The organism is Actinomadura citrea (assembly GCF_013409045.1).
Classification (GTDB): Bacteria; Actinomycetota; Actinomycetes; order Streptosporangiales; family Streptosporangiaceae; genus Spirillospora; species Spirillospora citrea.
In genome coordinates this window covers 4,374,378-4,397,633 of the sequence record NZ_JACCBT010000001.1, presented here as the reverse complement: position 1 = coordinate 4,397,633, position 23,256 = coordinate 4,374,378, and the positions used below count along the sequence as shown (strand labels likewise).

At 74.2% G+C, this 23,256-nt stretch carries 20 protein-coding genes; 10 read left to right on the top strand and 10 right to left on the bottom strand.

What is annotated here, in order from left to right; translation table 11 throughout:
• The first annotated feature begins 81 nt into the window (after window positions 1-81).
• The 5 genes from BJ999_RS20520 to BJ999_RS20500 all read left to right on the top strand — a co-directional run bounded on the left by BJ999_RS20520 (window position 82) and on the right by BJ999_RS20500 (window position 6,451).
• Window positions 82-1,536 (top strand): MFS transporter, encoded by a 1,455-nt coding sequence (locus BJ999_RS20520; RefSeq protein ID WP_218935153.1) that lies wholly within the window; start codon window positions 82-84, stop codon window positions 1,534-1,536.
• A gap of 402 nt (window positions 1,537-1,938) precedes the next feature.
• The gene (locus BJ999_RS20515) at window positions 1,939-2,949 is read left to right on the top strand and encodes a glycosyltransferase family 9 protein (RefSeq protein WP_179834789.1); all 1,011 of its coding nucleotides are present in this window, start codon (window positions 1,939-1,941) and stop codon (window positions 2,947-2,949) included.
• Between the two features lie 120 nt (window positions 2,950-3,069).
• Window positions 3,070-4,287 carry a glycosyltransferase gene (locus BJ999_RS20510; RefSeq protein WP_179834788.1) on the top strand — a complete coding sequence of 406 codons (1,218 nt, stop codon included), beginning with the start codon at window positions 3,070-3,072 and terminating at the stop codon, window positions 4,285-4,287.
• Between the two features lie 92 nt (window positions 4,288-4,379).
• A complete protein-coding gene (locus BJ999_RS20505; RefSeq protein ID WP_179834787.1) occupies window positions 4,380-5,777 on the top strand; it encodes a PfkB family carbohydrate kinase in 1,398 nt (465 codons plus the stop codon).
• Window positions 5,774-6,451, top strand: a complete 678-nt coding sequence (locus BJ999_RS20500) for an SDR family oxidoreductase (RefSeq protein ID WP_179834786.1) — start codon at window positions 5,774-5,776, stop codon at window positions 6,449-6,451. The genes BJ999_RS20505 and BJ999_RS20500 overlap by 4 nt, the downstream gene beginning before the upstream one ends.
• Window positions 6,452-6,660: 209 nt before the next feature.
• Here BJ999_RS20500 and crcB (BJ999_RS20495) read toward each other — a convergent pair whose 3' ends face one another.
• The gene (gene crcB, locus BJ999_RS20495; RefSeq protein WP_179834785.1) at window positions 6,661-7,023 is read right to left on the bottom strand and encodes a fluoride efflux transporter CrcB; all 363 of its coding nucleotides are present in this window, start codon (window positions 7,021-7,023) and stop codon (window positions 6,661-6,663) included.
• A complete protein-coding gene (gene crcB / locus BJ999_RS20490) occupies window positions 7,020-7,535 on the bottom strand; it encodes a fluoride efflux transporter CrcB (RefSeq protein WP_179834784.1) in 516 nt (171 codons plus the stop codon). Before crcB (BJ999_RS20490) ends, crcB (BJ999_RS20495) begins: the two co-directional genes overlap by 4 nt.
• Before the next feature lie 220 nt (window positions 7,536-7,755).
• Here crcB (BJ999_RS20490) and BJ999_RS20485 point away from each other — a divergent pair, with 220 nt between their 5' ends.
• Window positions 7,756-8,544 (top strand): SigB/SigF/SigG family RNA polymerase sigma factor, encoded by a 789-nt coding sequence (locus BJ999_RS20485; protein ID WP_179834783.1) that lies wholly within the window; start codon window positions 7,756-7,758, stop codon window positions 8,542-8,544.
• An 18-nt stretch (window positions 8,545-8,562) separates the two neighbouring features.
• On the opposite strand, the gene BJ999_RS20480 is transcribed toward BJ999_RS20485, so the two are convergent.
• The 5 genes from BJ999_RS20480 to BJ999_RS20460 all read right to left on the bottom strand — a co-directional run bounded on the left by BJ999_RS20480 (window position 8,563) and on the right by BJ999_RS20460 (window position 14,474).
• A complete protein-coding gene (locus tag BJ999_RS20480) occupies window positions 8,563-9,426 on the bottom strand; it encodes a S1 family peptidase (RefSeq protein ID WP_179834782.1) in 864 nt (287 codons plus the stop codon).
• A gap of 120 nt (window positions 9,427-9,546) precedes the next feature.
• Window positions 9,547-11,064: a glycerol kinase GlpK gene (gene glpK, locus BJ999_RS20475; RefSeq protein WP_179834781.1), complete on the bottom strand. Its 1,518-nt coding sequence runs from the start codon at window positions 11,062-11,064 to the stop codon at window positions 9,547-9,549.
• Window positions 11,065-11,098: 34 nt separating this feature from the next.
• Complete coding sequence (locus tag BJ999_RS20470; protein WP_229810677.1) at window positions 11,099-11,941, bottom strand: MIP/aquaporin family protein; 843 nt, start codon at window positions 11,939-11,941, stop codon at window positions 11,099-11,101.
• Between the two features lie 83 nt (window positions 11,942-12,024).
• Window positions 12,025-13,704 carry a thiamine pyrophosphate-binding protein gene (locus BJ999_RS20465; protein WP_179834780.1) on the bottom strand — a complete coding sequence of 560 codons (1,680 nt, stop codon included), beginning with the start codon at window positions 13,702-13,704 and terminating at the stop codon, window positions 12,025-12,027.
• Window positions 13,701-14,474, bottom strand: coding sequence for a cyclase family protein (locus BJ999_RS20460; RefSeq protein WP_179834779.1), 774 nt, complete (start codon window positions 14,472-14,474; stop codon window positions 13,701-13,703). Before BJ999_RS20460 ends, BJ999_RS20465 begins: the two co-directional genes overlap by 4 nt.
• A gap of 218 nt (window positions 14,475-14,692) precedes the next feature.
• Between BJ999_RS20460 and BJ999_RS20455 the strand changes: the two genes are divergently transcribed.
• Both BJ999_RS20455 and BJ999_RS20450 read left to right on the top strand, forming a co-directional pair.
• Window positions 14,693-15,832: a serine hydrolase domain-containing protein gene (locus BJ999_RS20455; protein ID WP_179834778.1), complete on the top strand. Its 1,140-nt coding sequence runs from the start codon at window positions 14,693-14,695 to the stop codon at window positions 15,830-15,832.
• An 87-nt stretch (window positions 15,833-15,919) separates the two neighbouring features.
• Window positions 15,920-16,765: a siderophore-interacting protein gene (locus tag BJ999_RS20450; protein WP_179834777.1), complete on the top strand. Its 846-nt coding sequence runs from the start codon at window positions 15,920-15,922 to the stop codon at window positions 16,763-16,765.
• A 33-nt stretch (window positions 16,766-16,798) separates the two neighbouring features.
• On the opposite strand, the gene BJ999_RS20445 is transcribed toward BJ999_RS20450, so the two are convergent.
• Window positions 16,799-18,163: an ABC1 kinase family protein gene (locus BJ999_RS20445; protein WP_179834776.1), complete on the bottom strand. Its 1,365-nt coding sequence runs from the start codon at window positions 18,161-18,163 to the stop codon at window positions 16,799-16,801.
• An 82-nt stretch (window positions 18,164-18,245) separates the two neighbouring features.
• The gene (locus BJ999_RS43650; RefSeq protein ID WP_218935152.1) at window positions 18,246-18,896 is read right to left on the bottom strand and encodes a TetR/AcrR family transcriptional regulator; all 651 of its coding nucleotides are present in this window, start codon (window positions 18,894-18,896) and stop codon (window positions 18,246-18,248) included.
• Window positions 18,897-18,986: 90 nt separating this feature from the next.
• On the opposite strand from BJ999_RS43650, the gene BJ999_RS20435 reads away from it, so the two are divergent.
• Complete coding sequence (locus BJ999_RS20435; protein WP_179834775.1) at window positions 18,987-19,820, top strand: cyanophycinase; 834 nt, start codon at window positions 18,987-18,989, stop codon at window positions 19,818-19,820.
• A 2-nt stretch (window positions 19,821-19,822) separates the two neighbouring features.
• A complete protein-coding gene (gene cphA, locus BJ999_RS20430; protein ID WP_179834774.1) occupies window positions 19,823-22,462 on the top strand; it encodes a cyanophycin synthetase in 2,640 nt (879 codons plus the stop codon).
• Here the strand turns inward: cphA and BJ999_RS20425 are convergent.
• Window positions 22,459-23,244, bottom strand: a complete 786-nt coding sequence (locus BJ999_RS20425) for a phosphatase PAP2 family protein (RefSeq protein WP_229810676.1) — start codon at window positions 23,242-23,244, stop codon at window positions 22,459-22,461. The genes cphA and BJ999_RS20425 overlap by 4 nt on opposite strands.
• Window positions 23,245-23,256 lie beyond the last annotated feature (12 nt).

Here is a 23,256-nt window from a genome sequence, read left to right as displayed (position 1 = left end):
GGCGTCCTCTTCCAGGTGCTGTCAGTACCGGTATCGGCAGGCTCTCGTTACCGGTACCGGCCCGTCCGCATGATCGTCCTCATGACACAGACAACCGATCTGCGCGGGATCATTCCCGAACGGGGGTCGCGGAACGGGTCCGGCGGGCTCACGCTCGCCGTCATCCTGCTCGGCCAGTTCATGGCCATTCTCGATGTGAACATCGTCAACGTGGCCCTTCCGACGATGCGCGCGGACCTGCACGCCTCGGGTGCGGGGCTGCAGCTCGTCGTGGCGGGCTACGTCGTCTCCTACGCGGTGCTGCTGATCACGGGTGCGCGCCTCGGCGGCATCGCGGGCCACCGCCGCCTGTACCACCTCGGCCTCGCGTCGTTCACCGCGGCGTCGCTGGCGTGCGGGCTGGCGCCCTCCACCGGGACGCTGGTGCTGTTCCGCTTCCTGCAGGGGGCGGGCGCCGCGCTGCTGACCCCGCAGGTGATGTCGATGATCCAGCGGGACTTCGCCGGCGCGGCCCGGGCACGGGCCCTCGGCTTCTACTCGGCGGTCATCGCGGGCGGCGTCGTCGTGGGGCAGGCGGCCGGGGGCCTCCTGGTCGGCGCGGACCTGTTCGGCTCCGGCTGGCGGACGGTCTTCCTCGTCAACGTGCCGATCGGCGCCGCGCTGCTGCTCGCCGGGCCGCGCGTGCTGCCCCGCGACGAGACGGCGCGCCGGACGCGGCCGCTGCGGGCCGAGCTGGACCTTCCGGGGCTGCTCACGCTGGCCCCCGCGGTGCTGCTGTTCGTCGTCCCGCTGATCATGGGACACGAACTGGGGTGGCCGCCGTGGGGCTGGGCGGCGCTGGCCGCCGGCGCCGCGTTCGCGGCGGCCTTCCCCGCCGTGGAGCGGCGCGCCGCGAGCGCCGGCGGACGGCCGCTGATCTCGCCGCGGGTGCTGCGCGCCCCGCTGCTGGTCCCGGCCTGCGTGGCGATCGTCTTCGCGCCGGCGAGCTGGGGGACGTTCCTGTTCACCACCACCCTGCACCTGCAGGGCGACCTGCGGATGTCCCCGCTGGATTCGGGGCTGGCGTTCGTGCCGTGCGTCACCGCGTTCGGGCTGGTGGGGCTGAACTGGCAGCGGCTGCCGGCCCGCTGGCACCGGCGCGCCGTCCCGGCCGGGTTCGCCGTGGCGGGGGCGGGCTACCTGTTCGTCGGGCCCCTCGCCGGAGGCGGCCTCGCCTACGAGGTGCTCACCGTTGTCATCGGGTTCGGGCTCGGGGTGATGCCGATCGTCATGACGACCGCGCTGCAGCACGTCCAGCCCGGCGACGCGGCCGACGCCAGCGGGCTGCTGCTCACGCTGATGCAGCTGGCGCAGGTGATCGGCATCGCCACCGTCGGGACGCTGTTCCTCACGCTGGCCGAGTCCGGCGGGTCCACCCGGCACGCCGAGTACGGCACCGGCTGGGCACTCGCCGCCATGGTGCTGCTCGGCGCCCTGTGCGCGCTCTCCCTGATCCGCGACCGGGCCCCCGCTCGGTCCTCCTCGCTCTCCGGGTGACTCGGCCCGGGCCGCGTCGGCGAGCCCGGCGCGGCCCTCCGGGCCGGCGAGCACGACGACACCAAGCGCATGGACCGGCCCGCACGCCCCCCGTATTTCCCTCTATGTAAGCAGATGTAGCATCACCTGCACCTTTTATTACCCGCGACTCTTCTGGCATCAGCGTTTAGGGGCACAGTTCCCGGCAATGTCCGGAATTACCTATAGGGGATTCCGCTCCGGCCGGTCCGTCCCGGGGCGCGGTGCCTAGGACGAAGGCACCCGTCCTCTCCCCTGCCGAACGCTGCGCCGAAACGGGGTGCTCATGCGGGTGCTCGGAATCAACGCGATCTCCCATGATCCGGCCGCCGCGCCCATGGCGCCCGGCGCCGTCGGGCTGGTCCTCGGCGGAAGGCGGCGCCGATGAGGGTCCTCGTCGCACGACAGGACAACATCGGCGACGTCCTGCTCGCCGGCCCCGCCGTGCGGGCGGTCGCCGAACGCGCCGACGAGCTCGTGCTGCTGTGCGGGCCGCGAGGGCGCACCGCGGCCGAGATGCTGCCCGGCGTCGACCGCGTCATCGAGTGGCGCGCCCCGTGGATCGACCCGGACCACGTGCCCGTCGAGCAGGCCGACGTGGACCGCCTCGTCCGCGAGCTGAAGGGGTTCGACCGGGCACTGGTCCTGACCTCGTTCCGCCAGTCGCCGCTGCCGCTCGCGCTGCTGCTGCGGCTCGCCGGGACGCCCTGGATCGGCGGCATCAGCGAGGAGTACCCGGGGTCGCTGCTGGACCTGCGGCACCGCCCCGACACCGACGTGCCCGAGCCGCTGCGCATGCTCGCCCTGGTGGAGGACGCCGGGTTCCCCGCTCCCGCCGACACCCGGCTGCGGGTCCGCGGCCCGCTGCCCGACGTCGACCACCTCACCGGCGGGCCCGGCTACGTGGTGGTGCACCCGGGAACCTCCGTCCCCGCGCGCGCCTGGCCGCCCGGGCACTGCGCCGAGGCGGTGCGGCTGCTCGTCGCGGCGGGTCGCCGGGTGGTCGTGACCGGCGACAAGGACGAGAAGGAACTGACGGCGCTCGTCGCCGGGGAGGACGGCCTCGACCTCGGCGGGCGCACCAGCCTGCCCGAGCTGGCGTCGGTGCTGCGCAGCGGCTGCGCCGTCGTCGCCGGCAACACCGGCCCCGCGCACCTGGCGGCGGCCGTCGGGACGCCGGTCGTCTCGCTGTTCGCGCCGACCGTCCCGGCGGCCCGGTGGGCGCCCTTCGGGGTCCCGCTGGCGCTGCTCGGCGACCAGCAGGCGCCGTGCAGGGACACCCGCGCCCGCGACTGCCCCGTGGACGGCCACCCCTGCCTGTCGTCGGTCGGCCCCGACGAGGTCGCCGCCGCCGTGGAGATCGTGGCATCGGACGAGGAGGTGCCCGCCCGATGAGAGTGCTGATGTGGCACGCGCACGGATCGCGGGCGACGAAGCGCGGGCTCACTCCGTCGACCGGTACGGGCTCCCGCGGTTCCTGCGCGACCGGCGGCGAACTCTTCAGGAGGTAACGCGATGAGGATAGCCATGATCTCCGAGCACGCCAGCCCCCTCACCGCCGGGAAGGGGCCGGGCGGAGCGGACGGCGGCGGGCAGAACGCGTTCGTCGCGGAACTGGCCGCCCGACTCGGCGGGCAGGGGCACCTCGTCACCGTCTACACGCGCCGGAACGCGGACGCGCTGCCCGAGCGGGTCGGGTTCGCGCCGGGCGTGACCGTGGAGCACGTCCCGGCGGGCCCGGCCGGGCCCATCGCCAGGGACGACCTGCTGCCGTGGATGCACGACTTCGGGAGGTACCTGCAGCGGCGCTGGGCCGCGGACCCGCCCGACGTCGCGCACGCCCACTTCTGGCTGAGCGGCCTCGCGGCCGTCCAGGCCGCGCAGGCGGCGGGGGCCCGCCGCGTCCCGGTCGTGCAGACCTACCACGCGCTCGGCACCGTCGAGCGGCGCCACCGGCGCGGCGGCGACACCGGTCCCGCCTCCCGGGTCCGGCTGGAACGTGCGCTCGGGTGCGCCGCCGACGCCGTCGTCGCCACCTGCTCGGACGAGGCCGGCGAGCTGACCGCGATGGGCGTGCCCCGCGACCGCGTCCGCGTGGTGCCGTACGGGGTCGACCTGGACCTCTTCTCACCCGAGGGGCCCGTCCGCGGCGGGCGCGGACGGCACCGGCTCGTCGTGCCGGCGCGGCTCGCCGAGCACAAGGGCGTCGACACCGCCATCCGGGCGCTGGCGCATCTGCCGGACGCCGAGCTGCTGGTCGCGGGCGGGCCGCCCCGCGACGGCCTCGACGGCGACCCCGAGGTGCGCAGGCTGCGGCGGGTGGCGGCGGACGCGGGCGTGGCCGGGCGGGTGGAGTTCCTCGGACGGCTCGGCCGCGACGAGGTCCCGCCGCTGCTGCGCTCGGCGAGCCTCGTCGTCACCCTGCCCTGCTACGAGCCGTTCGGGATGGTGCCGCTGGAGGCGATGGCCTGCGGTGTCCCGGTGGTGGCGACGGCCGTCGGAGGGCACCTCGACACGGTCGTGGACGGCGTCACCGGCGTCGTCGTCCCGCCGCGCGACCCGGAGGGGGCCGCCGGGGCGATCCGGCGGCTGCTGGACGATCCGGCCGAGCGCGCCGCGATGGGGCGTGCGGGCCGCGGGCGGGCGCGTGAGCACCACTCGTGGGCCCGGGTCGCCACCGACACCGCCGAGGTCTACCGGCACGCCGCCGCGCTGGGCGGGGTGGCGGCCTGATGACCGCCGCGATCCGCCTGCGGTGCGGGGCGGTCGACGACGCGCCGGCGGCGCGCCATGCCTGAGCGGAGCCTTCGCGGGAAGGAGGGGCCATGACGGCGCCACTGGTCGTGGTGGGCGACGTCCTGCTCGACATCGACGTCGTCGGCAGCAGCAGCCGGCTCTGCCCGGACGCGCCCGTCCCCGTCGTCGAGCAGGCCGAGGAGCGGCCCCGCCCCGGCGGCGCGGGCCTCGCGGCGCTGCTGGCCGCGGCGGGCGGCCGCGAGGTGGTGCTCGTCACCGCGCTCGCCGACGACGACCCGGGCCGGCTGCTGCGCGCGATGCTGGAGCGGCACATGGAGGTGGCGGCGCTCCACCTGCACGGCGGGACGCCCTGCAAGCTGCGCATCCGGTCCGGCGGCCACTCGGTGGCGCGCCTGGACGCGGGGGACGGGCAGGCCCTCGACGGGCCCGTCGGCCCTCGCGTGGCCGAGGCGATCGCCGGGGCGGGCGCCGTGCTGGTCTCCGACTACGGCCGCGGTGTCTCCCGGCACCGCGCCGTCCGGTCCCTGCTCGGCGAGCTGCCCCCGAGCGTCCCCGTCGTGTGGGACCCGCACCCGCGCGGCGAGCCGCCGGTGCCGGGGGTACGGCTGCTCACCCCGAACGAGGAGGAGGCCGCCCGGCTCGCCGCGGCCGACGGCGCCGACATCACCGGCTTCGGGCTGCCGGCCGCCGGGCGGCGCGGCCGCCACCTCGGCCGCTCCTGGGGCATCGACGGCGTCGCGATCACACTCGGCGCCGAGGGCGCGCTGCTGTGCGACGGGTCCGAGGCTCCGTTCCTCGCGCCGGCCCGGCCCGCCCGCGGCGACTCGTGCGGGGCGGGCGACAGCTTCGCCGCCGAGGTCGTCGGCGCGCTCGCCGACGGCGCGGACCTGCCCGCGGCCGTCACCGAGGGCGTCGACCGGGCGTCGGAGTTCGTCCGTGCGGGCGCCGCCGCGGCCGTCGCGGCGCAGCTCGCCGAGACCGGCACGGCCCGGCTCGTGCCCGAGCGCGGCGAGGACGCCTGGGACGTCGTCGAGCGGACGCGGCGGGCGGGCGGCACGGTGGTGGCCACCGGCGGCAGCTTCGACCTGCTGCACGCGGGCCACGTCAGCCTGCTGCAGCAGGCGCGCAGGCTCGGCGACTGCCTGATCGTCTGCGTCGACTCCGACGCGTCGGTCCGGCGCCGCAAGGGGCCGTCCCGCCCGGTGACGCCCGCCGCGGACCGCGTCCGGGTGCTGGAGGCGCTCAGCGACGTCGACGCCGCGCTGGTGTTCGACGACGACACCCCGGTGCCGCTCCTGGAGCGGCTGCGCCCCGACCTGTGGGTCAAGGGCGCCGACCACGCCGGGGCGGCCCTGCCCGAGGCCGAGACGATCCGGGCCCACAACGGCGAGGTGATCCTGCTGCCCCTGCTGGAAGGGCGCTCCACCACGCGCCTGCTGACGACCACGAAGGGAAACGCGTCATGAACGTTCTCATCACCGGCGGCGCTTCCGGACTCGGCGCGGCCGTGGCGCGGAGGGTCGCCGACGACGGCGGGCGGCCCCTGATCCTCGACCGGCACCCTCCGAAGGAGGAATTCGAGCACATGCAGGCCGACCTGGCCGACCGGCGGTGCGCCGAGCGCGCCGTGCACTGCCTGGCGCGCGCCGCCGGCGGGCTCCACGCCGTCGTCACCGCCGCCGGCATCGACGCCTGCGGAACCCTGTGCGAGGTCCCCGCCGAGGACTGGGAGCGGGTCGTCCAGGTGAACCTGCTCGGCACCGCCGCCGTCGTTCGCGCCGCGCTTCCGTACCTGGAGAACGAGCCGCACGGGCGGGTCGTCACGGTCGCGTCCACTCTGGGGTTCCGCGCCGTGAGCGACGCGACCGCGTACTGCGCGTCCAAGTTCGGCGTCGTCGGCTTCACGCGGGCGCTCGCCGCCGAGACGACGGGGAGGGTCGCCGTCACCATGGTGGTGCCGGGCGGGATGGACACCGCGTTCTTCGACGGCCGGCCCGAACGGTACAAGCCCGGAGCCGACGCCGAGCTGAACCGGCCCGAGGACGTGGCCGCGACCATCGCGTTCGCGCTCGCCCAGCCGGCCGGCTGCGAGGTGCGCGAGCTGGTCGTGTGCCCCTCCCACGAGCTGTCGTGGCCGTGACGGCCGGCCCTGCGGCGCCGCTACGGCCGCCGTCCGTCCCCTGTCGGGGCCGTGTGTGCCCGTGGCGGAAGGAGGCCGTTCCCAGACGGTGACAGTCCAAACACCCATCGGTTTACCGAGATGCCCGCTTGGGCAGAGTCTTCTCGCGGCCCACTCGCGAGCTCGGAGCCCAGTGCACCGAACTGCGAGCTTGGGCCGCACCAGGTTTCTCAACCGGGGACGGCCTGGGCGATCGCCATCCCGCAGTACGCCGCGCCGAGCCCCGCGGCGATACTGGCCCCGGCATTGACCACGGCGTGCAAGCGCGCCCCTTCCTCGGCGAGGCGCAGCGTCTCGTAGCCGAACGTGGAGTACGTGGTCAGGGCGCCGCAGAAACCCGTCCCGGCGAAGGCCATCACGCCGTCGTGCGCAGGCAGCGCCGCCAGCAGGCCCAGGGTGAACGACCCCGCCATGTTGACGGTGAACGTCCCCCACGGGAACACCGAGTCGTGCCGGGCCTGGACGGCACGGTCGGTGAGGTAGCGCAGCGGAGCACCGAGCGCGGCGCCCAGCACGATCAGCACGATGGTCACTCGCCGCCCGCCTCGCCCTGCTCGGTGCGACGGATCCGCGCGACCGCCTCGCGGCGTCGCCGCCGGGTCGTCAGCCGGGTCACCCGGACGCCCGCGTAGACCGCCGTGAGCGCGGCCGCGAGCGTCCCGGCGAGGTAGGCCGGCGCGACGAGCGGCGCGCCGTGGTCCACCAGCTCCTGGACGTCGACGACATAGGTCGAGAACGTGGTGAAGCCGCCGAGCACCCCCACCCCGAGGAACGGGCGCACGAGCCGGTGCGCCCTCCACGTCTCGGTGACGAGGACCATCAGCACCCCGATCAGGAGGCACCCCGAGACGTTCACCCAGAAGACGGCCCACGGGAACTCCCCCGCACGGTGGGGGAACGCGCTGCCGAGGCCGTACCGCGCCAGAGCCCCCAGGGCACCGCCGGCCGCGATCGCCGCCAGAACCCCCCACGGCCCTTCGCTCAGCTCGGACCGCTGCCTCGGAACATGCAGGTCGACATCGGAATCGACAGGACGGCCGGTCACGGGCGCACACTCCTACCAGTAGCCACGACGCACTCACCGGTAGGGACCGTTGGCGGAACATTCCGCGGTTCGCCGTCCAGGCACGGCGGGCCCCACCGCCGTTCCCCCGTCTCCGGGTCGTTTCGAGACTACCGGCACTGTGTGACCGGAGTCTCCCAGGGTAATGGCACGGGACCAACGATCCTCCTACCCTCACCGGCCCTGCTGGAAGGGAGCGCGTATGCCGTGGGCGGAGTCCACCGGCCGGTTCGACGACGGACAGACCGAGACGCTTCTCAAGGAAATGAACCGGCTCCAGGTGACCGACCCCCGGCGGGAACGGTTGCGCGAACGCATCGTCGCCCTGCACAACCCCCTGGTCCGCAGCGTGGCGCGCCGCTACGCCAACCGGGGGGAACCGCAGGACGATCTGCAGCAGGTCGCCTATCTGGGCCTTGTCAAAGCCATCAACCGTTTCGATCCCACTGTCGGGGACCGGTTCGTCACCTACGCCTACCCGGTGGTCACCGGCGAGGTGAAGCGGCACTTCCGCGACAAGACGTGGGGGATCCGGGTGTCGCGCCGCATCCAGGAGCTGCGGCCGGTCCTGCACCGTACCGTCCAGGAGTTCACCCGCGAGCACGGCCGCTCCCCCACCACCGCGGAGACCGCGGCGCTCATGGGCGTCACCGAGGACGAGGCGGTCGAGGTCATCATCGCCTGCGACGCCTACCGCCCGCTGTCGCTGGAGGCGCCGGCCGACGGGTCCCCGGACGGCGAGGCCGGCACGGTCGGCGAGTACCTCGGCTCCGAGGACCCGGCGCTGGAGGCCTTCATCGACGGCCACGCCCTCAGGCCCCTCATCGACGACCTGCCCGAGCGCGAGCGCACGATCCTGCTGCTGCGGTTCTTCGGCAACAAGACGCAGACGCAGATCGCCGAGCAGATCGGACTGTCCCAGATGCACGTCTCCCGGCTGATCCGCGCGACCCTGGACCGGCTCCGCACCGGCCTGCTGGCGGAGCGGTGACCACCCGCCCCCGGCTCGTCAGGGCCTGGGCAGCGCGCACGCCCTGCTCAGCACGACGTCGCCGCCCTGGCCCAGGCATCGGGCGAGCAGGTACGTCTGCTGCCCGTAGTGGATGCCCTGCCGGACGGTGACGTTCCCGGCGCGGTCGACCTCGCACGGGTTGTTGAGCGTGCAGCGCTCGCCGTCGTCGTTGCCGGTGTTGTTGACGCCGACGACCTGGTGCGTCCGGACGTCGATGACGGGCGACCCGGACGTCCCGTGGACGGTCCGACATTCCGGCCTGTAGCGGATGGAGTCCTTCCACGTCCAGTCCGCCTCGCGCAGCCGGTAGACGGTCGCGTCGGTCGCGCAGCCGTAGATCTTCCGCCAGTAGCCGGACACGATCCGGATCGGCGTCCCGTCGTGCGGCCTGGCCGTCGACAGGCGCAGCGCGGGGATCCCGTAGCGCTTCTGGATCGCCGCGTAGGTCGTGCTGAGCCGGTACACCGTCACGTCGGTGTCGGTCATCGTGGCGTACTCGACCCTCGTGGCCTGGAGGGTGCCGAGGTTCCGGCCGCCCGTCCGGTCGAGGAGCGTGAAAGTCCGGGACGACCTCTGGTCCACGATCACCTCGCCGGCCCCCGGCATGCCCGACTCCAGGCAGTGGCCGTTGGTCAGCACCAGCGCCGCGTCGGTGTCCCGCGACCGCGGCCCGCGCACGAGGGAGCCCGAGCAGTTGCTCAGCGCGACGATCCCGGTGAAGTCGACCGCAGCCCGCTGGGCGCGCGGTGCCTGCGGCCGGGCGGGTGCGGCCTGCGCGGGACCGGCGGTGAGCGCCCCGGCGCCCGCGAGGGCGAGCGCCCCGGCGGCGGCGAGGGCGGCTGCGGCGATGCGGCTGGGCATGCGGGTCCTCTCGGATGGGCCGGCGGCGGAGACCGCCCCGGCCGGGACGGTCTCGGCGGATGCTAGATCATTTGATTCCCGCTGAGAAGCACCGCCGACCTTCCCCGCGAGGCACCCTTCTCAGTCGACCTCGACCCATCCGTACGTGCGCTCGACGGCCTTTTTCCAGCCTGCGTAGCCTTGTTGGCGTTGGTCGTTGTTCCAGGTGGGTTGCCAGCGTTTGTCTTCGTTCCAGTTCTGGCGGAGTTCGTCGGTGGTGTTCCAGAATCCGACGGCCAGGCCGGCGGCGTAGGCGGCGCCCAGGGCGGTGGTTTCGGCGACGACGGGTCGGGAGACCGGGACGCCGAGGATGTCGGCCTGGAGTTGCATGCACAGTTCGTTGGCGGTGACGCCGCCGTCGACCTTGAGGACGTCCAGGGAGACTCCGGAGTCCTCGCGCATGGCTTCGACGACGTCGCGGGACTGGTAGCAGATGGATTCCAGGGTGGCGCGGGCCAGGTGGGCGTTGGTGTTGAAGCGCGAGAGGCCGACGATGGCGCCGCGGGCGTCCGATCTCCAGTAGGGGGCGAACAGGCCGGAGAAGGCCGGGACGAAGTAGACCCCGCCGTTGTCGTCGACCTGCCGGGCCAGCGACTCGCTCTGCGCCGCGCCGGAGATGATGCCGAGCTGGTCGCGCAGCCACTGCACCGCCGACCCCGTCACCGCGATCGAACCCTCCAGCGCGTAGACGGGCGCGTCGTCGGCGAACTGGTAGCAGACCGTGGTGAGCATCCCCGCCTTGGAGCGGACGAGTTCCTCACCTGTGTTGAGCAGCAGGAAGTTGCCGGTGCCGTAGGTGTTCTTGGCCTCGCCCGGAGAGAAGCACACCTGCCCGACCGTCGCCGCCTGCTGGTCGCCGAGGATGCCGGTGAGCGGGACCTCGCCGCCGAGCGGGCCGTTCGCGCGGGTCGTCCCGTAGGCGTCGGGCGCCGAGGACGGCTTGATCTCCGGCAGCATGGAGCGCGGGATCCCGAAGAACGACAGGAGCTGGTCGTCCCAGGAGAGGGTCTCCAGGTCCATCAGCATGGTGCGGCTGGCGTTGGTCGGGTCGGTGACGTGCACGCCCCCGTCGATCCCGCCGGTGAGGTTCCACAGCACCCAGGTGTCGATGTTGCCGAAGACCGCGTCGCCGTTCTCGGCCGCCTCGCGGACGCCGTCGACGTTCTCCAGGATCCACTGGATCTTCCCGCCGGAGAAGTACGTCGCGGGCGGCAGCCCGGCGCGGTGCCGGATCGTCTCGCCCCGGCCGTCGCGTTCGAGCGCGGACGCGATGCGGTCGGTGCGGGTGTCCTGCCAGACGATCGCGTTGTAGTAGGGGCGCCCGGTGCGCCGGTTCCACACCACGGTCGTCTCGCGCTGGTTGGTGATCCCGAACGCGGCCAGGTCGCCGTGGGACAGGTTCGCCCTGTTCAGCGTGCTCTCGATGACGGAACGGGTGCGCTCCCAGATCTCGGTCGGGTTGTGCTCGACCCAGCCGGCCTGGGGCAGGATCTGCTCGTGTTCGAGCTGGTGGCGGGCGATCTCGTTGCCGCCGTGGTCGAAGATCATGAATCGGGTGCTGGTCGTGCCCTGGTCGAGGGCCCCGACGAAGTCGGCCATGGACTCTTCCTTTCCGCCCGCGGGAACGGGCCCGTCAGGTGACGTCGTATTCAGGCTCCGGCCCCGTGGGCAGGCCGCCCTCCTCTTCTGGAAGGTGGCGCCCGACGAGCACCAGGTACAGGCCGGCGCCGAGCGGGCCGCCGATCAGCGGGGCGACGATCGGCACCCAGAAGTACAGGTCGCCGTACTGGTCCCGCCAGGCGGTGTCGTAACCGGTGATGTACTGGGCGAGCCGCGGCCCGAAGTCGCGGGCCGGGTTGATCGCGTAGCCGGCGTCGGAGCCCCACGCCATCCCGATCGCCACCACCACGATGCCGATGATCAGCGGCGCCAGGTTGGCCAGTGGCGGCGCGTTGCGCAGGTCGGTGAGGGCCAGGACGAGGAAGAGCAGGATGGCGGTGCCGATCACCTGGTCGCGGAACGCGCCCCAGGTGCCGATCGGCAGCGAGCCGTTGCCCGGCAGGGTGGAGAACACGAACTGGGTCTTCAAGGTGTGGCCGGGGTCGAACTTGGCGAGGATCTCGCTGTAGTCCCATCGGACGATCAGCGCGGCCACGAAGGCGCCGAGCGTCTGCGCGAACCAGAACGGCAGGACCTTGCGCCAGGGGAACCCCTTGAACACCGCGAGCGCGAGCGTCACGGCGGGGTTGAGGTGCCCGCCGCTGGTCCGGGCCGCGACGTACACGCCGAGCGTGACGCCGAAGCCCCAGGCCCAGGCGATGCTGTCGTGGTCGCCGAGGCTCTGCGGCTCACCGAGCCCGCTCCCGGCCACGACCTGGGCGACGACGGCGACGCCGAACAGGATAAGGATCAGAGTGCCGGCGAACTCCGCCGACATCTCCTTGGCGAGTTCGGGCAGCCTCGGCCCTCGCGTCATGTCTCCTCCTCGGGCGTGTGAAGCAGGCCACGGCGGCCGTGATCGTGATCGTTCCCAAGGAGAGCGCAGCTACACAGGGTCAGCTAATGACCACGGAACGCCTCCTCCAGCCACCATGAGGGACAACGGCGGGTGACCTTGGCGTCCACGACCATCGGCCGGTCGCGCGGCCCCGCCAGCCAGCCGGCCACCGCCGCGAGATCGTCCGCCGTCCGGACGGTCGCCGCCGCGCAGCCGAACCCGCGCCCGATCGCGGCCAGGTCCGCGGGCGGGAACGTCACGGCGTCGAGGGGGTGCCCGCCCGGACCGAAGTGGTGCACCTCCGCCCCGTAGGCCTCGTCGTCGTAGACGAGCACGAGCAGGCCGAGCCCGAGCCGGACGGCCGTCTCCAGCTCCGCGACCGACATCAGCGCGCCGCCGTCGCCGAGCGCGGCGACGGTGAGCCGGTCCGGGCGGGCCACGGCCGCGCCGATGGCGGACGCGAGGCCGAGCCCCACCGACTGGAACGCCTGCGTGAACACCAGGCCGTCGTCATCGGGGACGTCCAGGAACATCGCCGGGTAGCCCATGAAGTTGCCGGAGTCGACGGCCACCGTGCGCTCGCGGGGCAGCATCCCGTCCAGGGCGATCGTCAGCGTGCGCGGGTCGATGCGGGGGCCGTCGCCGCCGTCCTCGCAGGGGTGCTCGTCGTAGGGGACGTCCTGCCAGCGGCCCTCGCGGGCGAGCCGCTCCGCCACCTCGGGCGTGCGGTAGCCGGTGGCCCGGTGCCCGCGCGCGCCGAGCTCGGCCGAGGCGGCCCGCGCGGTCTCGGCGGCGTCGCCGATCAGGCCGAGGTCGACGGGGCGGTGCGCGCCGAGCGCGTGCGCGTCCACGTCGACCTGCACGACCGCGGCGTCCCGGCCGATGAGGGCGCCGTGCCGCGTCGTCCACATGTTCAGCGAGCAGCCCCAGGCGACGACCAGGTCGGCGCCGCGGATCAGCTCCGCGGCGGCGGGGGTGGCGAAGCCTCCGCTGACGTCCAGGGCGAACGGGTCGCCCGCGAACAGCCCGCGCGCCACCGCCGACGTCGCGGGCAGCGCCCCGCAGCGTCCGGCGAGCTCGGCCAGGGCGTCGCGCGCACCCGACAGGCGCGCGCCGCGCCCCGCGACGAACACCGGCCGCCGCGCCGCCTGGAGCGCGTCGGCGAGGCCGGCGATCGCGGCGGGCGGCGGCACCGGCAGCGCCGGCACTCTCCCCGGCCGGGCGCGCGGGGACGTCCGCGCGGGCGGGTCCGGCAGGTCGGCGGCCTGGACGTCCAGCGGCAGCCCGAGCAGCACCGTGCGGCGCTCGGCGACCGCCGTCCGGCACGCGCGCGCCACGTCGGCCAGGGCGGTCTGCGGGGAGTGGACCCGCTCGGGGACGGCGCCCACCGCCGCGGCGATCGCCGCCTGGTCGACGCGGAAGTTGGAGCGGACCGCGGCCGCGGCCACCTCGCCCGCGACCACCAGCAGCGGCGTGCGGCTCTTGGCGGCCTCCGCCATGCCTGTGACCGCGTTGGTCAGGCCGGGCCCCTGGTGGACGGTCACGACGCCGAGGCCGCGGCTCACCCGCGCGTACGCGTCGGCCATCGTCACGGCGCCGCCCTCGTGGCGGGCGGCGACGAACCGGGCGCCGTTCGCCGCGAGGGCGTTCGTGACGTGGAAGTTGCCGCTGCCGACGACTCCGAAGACGGTGCCGGCGCCGAACCGCGCGAGGGTCTGCCCCACCGCCTCGGCGACGTTCATCGCTCGATCAGCGCGAGCACCCGGGCCGGGCTCCCCGAGCCGCCGACGATCGGCAGCGGCGAGGCGAGCAGCACGGCGCCGCGGGCCGGGAGCCGGTCGAGGTTCCGCAGCTGGGTGAGCCCGTACTTGCCGGCGCCGAGGAAGTAGGAGTGGCACGGGAAGGGCGGGTCGAAGCCGTGGGCGCCGCCCGCGTCGGTGCCGACGGTCTCGACGCCGAGGCCGAGCAGCGGCGTCTCCTCGGCCAGCCACCGGGCGCACTCGGCCGAGATCCCCGGGGTGTGCGGGCCGTTCTCGTCGGCGTTGAGGAAGGCGTCCTGGTCGGCGGCGCGGGCGTCCCAGCCCGTCCGGTAGAGGAGCCAGCCGCCGTCCGGGAGCGGGCCGTGCGCCCGCTCCCAGTCGCGGACGTGGTCGATCTCCAGCAGGAAGTCGGGATCGGCGGCTGCGCGCCCGGAGGCGTCCAGCACCACGGCGGGGGCGACGAGCCGGGCGGGCGGGACCTGCGAGACGTCCTCGCCGTCGCGGCCGGTGGCCCAGTGCACCGGGGCGTCGAAGTGGGTGCCGACGTGCTCGCCGGTCTCGATGTCGTTCCAGTACCAGGCGGGTCCGCGGTCGTCGTAGCGGCTGATCTCCCTCAGCCGGAACGGGACGGTGTTGGCGAACGGCTCCGGCAATCGCAGGATCGGGGTCCGTTCCGACAGCGGTGCCGTCAGGTCGACGATCTCCACGGAGCCGTCGGCGACGGCGGCGAGCAGCTGGGCGAGCACGGACATCGTTCCTCCGGCGGCACGGGCGGCTGAGGGGACGCGGGGCCCGACGAACGTACCGCAGAGGGCCCTGTTCGGAGGGTCACCGGCCCCGGGCCGCGGGCCTTTGTGCCGCGACGCCATGTCCGCCTCCGGATTTCGTCGCCCCGCACCATGGACGCGGCGGCGTGTCGCGATCACCATCGGTGAGGAACCCGGCCGATCCCGCCCCCCACGGAGGTCCGATGCGCCGCAGGCCCTGGACGCTCGCACTCGCCGCAGCCGCCGTCACCGTCGCCCTCGCCGCTCCCCCGGCGAACGCCGCTCCCCCGGCGCCCGCGCCGCCGCCCCCGCCGTCCGTCGGCGTCACCGAGGCCGCGCGCGGCTTCGACCCCCTGCTGCCCTCGTCCGATCCCGTCGCCCTGCGCGAGGCGTACCGGCCGCTCGCGGTCACCTACACCTACGAAGGCCAGAGGCACACCCTCGACGACTACCTCGCCCGTACCGGTACGCAGGGGTTCGTCGTCCTGGACCGAAGCGACGTCGTCTTCGAGCGGTACGTCACCACCAACCGCGACACCCTGTTCCAGTCGTGGTCGATGGCGAAGTCGTTCACCTCGGCCGCGGTCGGCATCGCGCTCGGCGAGGGTTTCATCGACTCGGTCGACGACCCGGTCACCCGGTACGTCCCGGAGCTGGCGGGCTCGGGCTACGACGGCGTCTCCCTGCGGGACCTGCTGCGGATGTCGTCGGGCATCCAGTGGACGGAGACCAACGACGTGCCGTTCGTGCACGTCGCCGCGAGCCTCGGGTATCCGCTGACCGAACTGGCCAAGCAGCGCAAGCGCGGATGGGAGCCGGGGACGAGGTTCGAGTACACGAGCATGAACTCGTTCGTCCTCTCCTGGGTCGTGGCCAAGGCCACCGGGGTCCCGTACCACGCCTACGTCCAGAAGAAGATCTGGGGACCGGCCGGGATGGCCGCCAAGGCGTACCTCGGCAACGACTCCAACGGCAACAACATGGGGTACTGCTGCTACTACGCCACCGACCGCGACTTCGCGCGGTTCGGCCTGCTGTACCTGAACGGCGGCAGGGCGAACGGTCGCCAGGTCGTTCCCGCCTCGTGGGTGACGGAGTCGACGCAGCCGTCCGCCACGTTCAACAGGGGGTACGGCCTGCAGTGGTGGCTCGGCGAGAACGGCGACTTCTCGGCCAACGGCCTCGGCGGCCAGCTCATCTGGGTCTCGCCCCGGTACGGCGTCGTCATCGTGAAGTCGACGCTGGCGACCGTCCTCGCCGGAGAGGAGACCGACGCCGCGTTCGCGGCGATCGCCGCCGAGGTCGCACGGACCCGCACGGCCCGCCTGGCCTCGGCTCACTGATCGCCGGAATCCATCGGGGAACATTCGGGATCCGGCAGTGGTTAGGCTTGCCTAAGCACTGTGATCCGGATCATCTGAGGGGACCCTATGGCGACGGAACCGGCACGCAAGGGACGCAGGCTCCACCGGGGAACGGTGCTGCGCACCGAGCGCCTCACACCGCACATGATCCGCGTGGTCCTCGGCGGTGACGGGCTCTCGGACTTCGGCGCGGGCGAGTTCACCGACCACTACGTGAAGCTGCTGTTCCCGCGGCCGGGCGTCGCCTACCCCGAGCCGTTCGACATGGAGCGGGTGCGCGCCGAGCTGCCGCGCGAGCAGTGGCCCAGCACCCGCACCTACACCGTCCGCGCGTGGGACGCCGGGGCCGGCGAGCTGACGATCGACTTCGTCCACCACGGCGACAAGGGCCTCGCCGGTCCGTGGGCGGCGAGCGTCCGGCCGGGCGAGGAGATCTTCTTCAACGGCCCGGGCGGCGGCTACGCGCCCCGCGCCGACGCCGGCTGGCACCTGCTCGCCGGCGACGAGAGCGCCCTGCCCGCGATCGCGGCCTCCCTGGAACGCCTCCCGGACGGCGCCCCCGCCCGCGTGCTGATCGAGGTCGCGGGGCCCGAGGAGGAGCAGGACCTGCGCACGCCCGGCGACGCGGAGATCGTCTGGCTGCACCGGGGCGGCGGCCAGGTCGGCGACCTGCTGGTCGAGGCCGTCCAGAAGCTCGACTTCCCCGAAGGGGAGGTGCACGCCTTCGTGCACGGCGAGGCCAACCTCGTCAAGGCGCTCCGCCGCCACCTGCGCGTCGAGCGCGGCCTTCCCCTGGACCGGCTGTCGATCTCCGGCTACTGGCGGCGCGGCCGCGACGAGGACGGCTGGCAGTCCGGAAAGCGCGAATGGAACCAGCGGGTGGAGCAGGAGGAGGCGCAGGCCCTGGCATGACCGCCGGACGGGGGGCATGACCGCCGGGCGGGCTCAGGCGGTGATCTGCGCCTTGTCGTCGAGGTCGGGATCGGTGTCGGTGTCTGTGGAGAAGCCGGGGAGCCAGCGCTCGGCTTCGGCACGGTACTCGCCCTCGGCCTCCAGCTGGCACAGGACGCCCCCGCAGCCGGAGAGGGCGCGGCTGACGGCGAGGTACTGCGGCGGCAGGCGGAACGCGCGGGCGAGTGCGCCGGGCCGCAGGTCGGAGGCCAGGCCGAGGCCGCGGGCCGTCTGTTCGCGCAGCCATTCGCGGGAGTAGCGGAAGCGCTCCACGGCGAACGGGGCGGCGTGCGGGGCGACGAGCGCGGCGACCTCGTCGGGGTCCACTTCGGCGTCCCCGATCAGGAAGCCCTCCTCGAACAGCGCGTCCACGATGTCGTCGGGGTCGCCGAGGGTGCCGATGCGCAGCAGGCGCCCGATCGACCACTGGAGCTCGGCGGGGACGCGGGCGGCGCCGCCGAAGTCCATGACGCCGAGGCGGCCGTCGTCCAGCAGCCGGAAGTTGCCCGGGTGCGGGTCGATGTGGATCATCTCGCAGCGGGCCGGGCCGGACAGCAGGAAGCGGAACAGCAGCAGGCCGGCGCGGTTCCGGGCCTCCTGGTCGCCCTCGGCGATGACCTTGGCGAGCGGGGTGCCCTCCAGCCACTCGGTGACCAGCACGTTGCCCGACTGGGCGACGACGGCGGGGACGGTGAAGTCCGGGTCGCCGTCGTAGGCGTCACGGAAGGCGGTCTGGGCGCGGGCCTCGTCGACGTAGTCGAGCTCCTTCTCCAGGCGTCGCTTGAGGTCGGCGATGACCGGCTTGACCTCCACGCCCGGGAACAGCGGCGTGACGAGGCGGCTGAGGCGGGAGATCTGGTTGAAGTCGCTCATGAGGGCCTGGGCGGCGCCGGGGTACTGGACCTTGACCGCGACCGTGCGGCCGTCGTGCCAGACGGCCTTGTGGACCTGGCCGATGGACGCGGCGGCGGCCGGGCGGTCGTCGAACTCGGCGAACATCGCACGCCAGTCCTCGCCGAGCCCCTCGGCGAGGACGCGGTGCGTCGTCGCGGCGGGCATGGGCGGCGCCGCCTCCTGCAGCCGGGTCAGGCTGGCGCGGAACGGGCCGGCGACCTCCTCGGGCAGCCCCGCCTCGAAGATCGACAGCAGCTGGCCGACCTTCATGGCGCCGCCCTTCAGCTCGCCGAGCACGGCGAACAGCTGCTCGGCGGTGCGACGCTGGACCTCCAGCGCGACGGCCTCGGCGGGACGGCCGATGGTCCGCTTGCCGAAACCGAGGGCGGTGCGCCCGGCGAAGCCGAGCGGCAGGCTCGCCAGCTTGGCGGTCCGCGTCACCGCGCGGCGGGGGATGTCGCTCACGGCCCCTCTTTCGACGATGCGTCCAATGACTTTCAGCCTCTCACGGGGAGCAATGCCGCGAAACGGTCACGTCCCCAGAGATTCAGCGTCCCGCCGCGCCCGGTGATTCCCCGCCGCCCGGGCAGGGCCGCAGCAGCAGCTCGACGACCTCCAGCGCCTGGTCGATCTCCGGCCGGTTCCCGCCCAGGTAATGGGCGTACATGAAGGAGTCGGCGATCCGGACGATGGCCTGTGCGAGCGTCCGGGTCGGCAGCCGGGTGCGCAGCGCTCCACGGTCGATCTCCGCCTGGAGCTCGCCGGTGAGCAGCTCGGTGGCGCGGTCCTCGATGGTGCCGGGCATGGTGGCCAGCCTGATGAACAGCCGGGGCTCGCGCTCGGTGAACGCCTTCAGCGGCTCGGCGTCCACCACCGCGCGCATGAACCGGTCCAGCAGGGCGAGGATCCGTTCGGTGCCGGCGCCGCCGACGCCGCGCGCGGCGACGCGGTAGGTGCGCTCGGTCATCTCCCCGAGCAGGGCGGCCAGGAGCTGCTCGCGGCTGCCGACCCACCGGTAGAGGGTGGCGCGCCCGACGCCCAGTTCGGCGGCGAGCGCGGACATGTCGATCGGCTCGCCCCGCAGGTAGTGGGCGGACGCGGCGGCCAGCGCGGCGGCACGGCCGCCCTGGTGCGGCCATGGGCGGGCCGCGCCGGACGGCGGCCGCACGGCGTCGTCCGCGGGAACGGGGCCGCTCACCGGCACAGCATGTCACAGCACGACGCACCCCATCCCATGACTTGTCGCGTTCGCGCGACTACAGGCGGTTATCAGGGGTAGCTAGCACGTGTGAACCACAAACACGGAGGCGCCGGACGCAAGGGCCGGCTGCTGATCATCGGCGGTGCGGAGAACCGGATCTGCGGCTCCGGCCCGCTGGAGACGTTCGTCGAGCTTGCGGGCGAGGAGGACGCGCGGATCGTCGTCATCACCACGGCGACGGAGGTGCCCGAGGAGGTCGCCGACGAGTACACCGCGGTGTTCGGGCGGCTCGGCGTGTCCTCGGTGCGCGAACTGCGGCTGCTCGGCCGGGCGGCGGCCGACGACGCGGCGACGCAGCGGGCGCTGGAGACCGCGACGGGGGTGCTGTTCAGCGGAGGCGACCAGTCGCGGATCCGCACCCTGGTCGGTTCGAGGACCAACGAGCTGCTCAAGCGCCGGCTCGACCAGGAGGGTCTGGTGATCGCCGGGACGAGCGCGGGCGCCACCGCCATGGGCCACTGGATGATCCTCGGCGGCCGCGGCCACGATGTGGCCGCCTCCACCGTGAAGGTCGGCCCCGGGCTCGCCCTGCTCGACAACGTGCTGATCGACATGCACTTCAACGAGCGGGGGCGGCTGCCGAGGCTGATGAGCGGGATAGCGCTGGACACCCGGCTGCTCGGCGTCGGGATCGACGAGGACACGGCGATCGTGGTCGGCGACGGGCGGTTCGACGTCGTCGGGACGGGCGTCGTCACGGTCGTGGACGCCGGGCAGGCCACGGTCGCCTACGCCGCCTCCGACGACGAGCCGATGGCCATGCTCGACGTGTCGCTGCACCTGCTGCCGGCCGGCTGCGCGTTCCAGATGAACGACCGGCTCCCGGCGATCGGCAACATGCGCGGCCCGGAGGAGGGATAGCGGTGCGACTCGACCATGTGCGCCGCCTCGGCGGCCCGAACATCTACCTGTCCCGCCCGGTCGCGATCGCGCGGCTGGACCTGCAGGGCCTGACCGGCCACGAGACCACCGACCATCCCGGCTTCGCCGAGCGGCTCGTCGACGCCCTGCCCGGACTGGCCGAACACCACTGCTCGGCGGGCCGCCCGGGCGGGCTGCTGGAGGCGATGGCGCGCGGCACCTACTTCGGCCACGTCACCGAGCACGTCACGCTGGAGCTGTCCGGGCTGATCGGGCGGGAGGTGTTCTTCGGCCGCACCGTGCGCGCGGGCGGGCCCGCCGAGTACGACGTGATCCTGGAGTGCCCGCCCGACGAGCCGTCCCAGAGCCCGGTGGTGGAGCGGCTGATCACCCTGGCGGTGCGGATCGTGAACGGGGCGCTCGCCGGGCTCGTCCCGGGCACCTCGGCCGACCTGGCCCGGATCGCCGCCGTCCACGAGGAGGAGCGGCTCGGGGTGAGCACGGCGGCGCTGGCGCGGGCGGCGCGCGAGCGGGGCGTGCCGGTGCGCCGGGTCGGCGGGCTCAACCTGCTGCGCCTGGGGTACGGGCGGTACCGCCGGACGGTGTGGGCGGCGATGACCGACGCCACCTCGGCGATCGGGATGGAGGTCGCGGGCGACAAGCGGCTCGCGCACCGCCTGCTCGCCGACGCCGGCCTGCCCGTGCCGGAGGGGCGCGTCGCGGCGTCCCCGGGCGAGGCGCTGGAGGCGCTGCGCGCCGTCGGGAGCCCGGTGGTCGTCAAGCCGCTGGCGGGCCACCAGGGCGAGGGCGTGCACATCGAGCTGACCACGCCGCCGGAGGTGGTGGCCGCGTTCGCGTCGGCGGCCGGGGACGGCGGCGAGGTCCTCGTCGAGAGCTACATCCCGGGCAAGGACTACCGGGTGCTGGTGGTCGGCGGCCGGGTCGCGGCGGCGGCCGAGCTGACCGCCGCGTGCGTGACCGGCGACGGCACGGCCACGGTCGCGGCGCTGGTGGAGCGGGTCAACGCCGACCCTGCGCGCGGCCAGGGCCACGACCGGCCGCTGACCCGGCTCGTTCTCGGCCCCGCCGAGCTGGCGCTGCTGGAGCGGCAGGGGCACGGCCCGCGGTCGGTGCCCGCCGACGGGGAGCGGGTGTGGCTGCGCCGCAACGCGAACCTGTCCACCGGCGGCACCAGCCGGGACGTGACCGCGGACGTCCACCCCGAGGTCGCCGCGATGTGCGTGCGGGCCGCCGCGGCCGTCGGCATGGACGTGTGCGGCATCGACCTGCGGCTGCCCGACGCCGCCTCCCCGCCGCCCGCCGAGCGCGGCGCCGCCGGGATCCTGGAGGTCAACGCCGCGCCCGGCCTGCGGATGCACCTGGCGCCGCACCAGGGCGCGGGACGCGACGTCGCCGGCGACATCATCGGCCTGATGTACCCGGAGGGGACGCCCTCGCGGGTGCCGGTCGTGTCGGTCACCGGCACCAACGGCAAGACCACGACCGTCCGGATGATCGCGCACATGCTGGAGCTGGACGGGCGCCGGACCGGGATGACCAGCACCGAGGGCGTGTACGTCGGCGGGCAGCTGGTCCACCGGTCCGACGCGTCCGGGCCGCGCTCGGCGGAGATGGTGCTCGGCGACCGGTCGGTGGAGGCGGCCGTGCTGGAGACCGCGCGGGGCGGCATCGTGCGGCGCGGCCTCGGCTACGACCGCGCCGACGTCGCGGTCGTCACCAACGTCACCCGCGACCACCTCGGCGTCGACGACACCGAGACCGTGGACGACCTGGTCGACATCAAGTCCCTGGTCGCCGAGGAGATCCGGCAGGGCGGCCACGTGGTCCTCAACGCCGAGGACGCGGCGTCGGCGGGCCTCGCCGGGCGGCCGGGGGTCCGCGAGCGCGACCCGGTGCTGCGCTACTTCGCCCTGTCCCCCGACGCCCCCGTCCTCGCCGGGCACCTGCGCCGCGGCGGCGCCGGCTACAGCGTCAGGGACGGGTGGCTGACCGAGGCGCGCGGCGATCGCCGGACCCCGATCCTGCCGGCCGCCGAGGTGGCGGGCTCGTTCGGCGGGCACGCCCGCCACGTGATCGCCAACGCGCTCGCCGCGGCGGCCGCCGCCCGCGCCCTCGGCGTGCCGGTGGAGGTGGTGGCGCGGGCGCTGCGCTCGTTCGACCCGCACACGCGCAACCCCGGACGGGGCTGCGTGTACCAGGTCGGCGCCAACCCCGTCCTGGTCGACTACGCCCACAACCCGGCGGCGGTCGGGGCGATGGGCGCGTTCGTCGAGCGGTGCTGGGGCGGCGTCGGGGTCGCGGCGGTGACGCTGCCGGGCGACCGCTCCGACGAGCTGGTGAGCGAGACCGCCCGGGCGCTGGCGGGCTCGTTCGGCCGCGTCGTCGTCTACGAGGACGAGGACCTGCGGGGGCGCCGCTCGGGCGAGATGACCCGGCTGATCGTCCAGGGGCTGCGGGAGGTCCGCCCGGACGTGCGCCACCACCCGGCCGGGGACCTGAAGGGCGCGCTGACCTCCGCGCTGGACATGGCGGCGCCGGGCGAGCCCGTCCTGCTGCTGTACGAGAAGCTGCAGCCGGTGACCGAGCTGCTCGAGACGCTGGGCGCCGAGCCCGCGGGCTAACCGGCGGGCTCGTCCGCCGGCGGCGGGCGCAGCAGCAGGACGGTGACCGACAGCAGCGCCAGCACCACGATCCCGTCCAGCCAGTAGTGGTTGGCGGTGCCGACGACGACCGCGATCGTCGCGATCGGGTGCAGGAGCCACATCCACCGCCACCGCGTCCGGGACGTGACGACCAGCCCGAGCGCGATGACGGCCGCCCAGCCGATGTGCAGGGACGGCATGGCCGCGTACTGGTTGGCGATCGTGTCGGTCTGCGGCGCCCCGTACACCGAGGGCCCGTACCGGGCGGCGGTGTCGATCAGCCCCGCCGCGGGCAGCATGCGCGGAGGCGCCAGCGGCACGAGCAGGTGCAGGACGAGCGCCGCGGCGGTGAGCGCCACGAGCACCCGGCGCACCCACCGGTAGTGGACGGGCCGCCGCAGGTAGATCCAGAGCAGGAACAGCACGGCGGCTGGGAAGTGCACGTAGGCGTAGTAAGAGTTGGCCGCGTGCACGAGGAACTGGCTGTGAAGCAGCCCGTGCTGGACGCCCGCCTCGCCCGGCAGGCCGAGGACGTGCTCCAGGCGCAGGACGCGGTGGGCGTTGTCGAACGCCTCGCTCACCCGCCCGTCCGCCAGCAGCCGACCGAGCTTGTAGGCGGCGAACAGCACGATGATCAGCAGGAGCTCGCGGACGGGCCGCGGCCGGCCGCCGGGGCGTCCCGCGGCCGCGCCGGCCCGTCCCGGCCTGCGCAGTCGTGATAACGCGCCGACCTGGCGGGGCGGCTTGTCGAGGAGGCTCACTGCGCTGTCCTT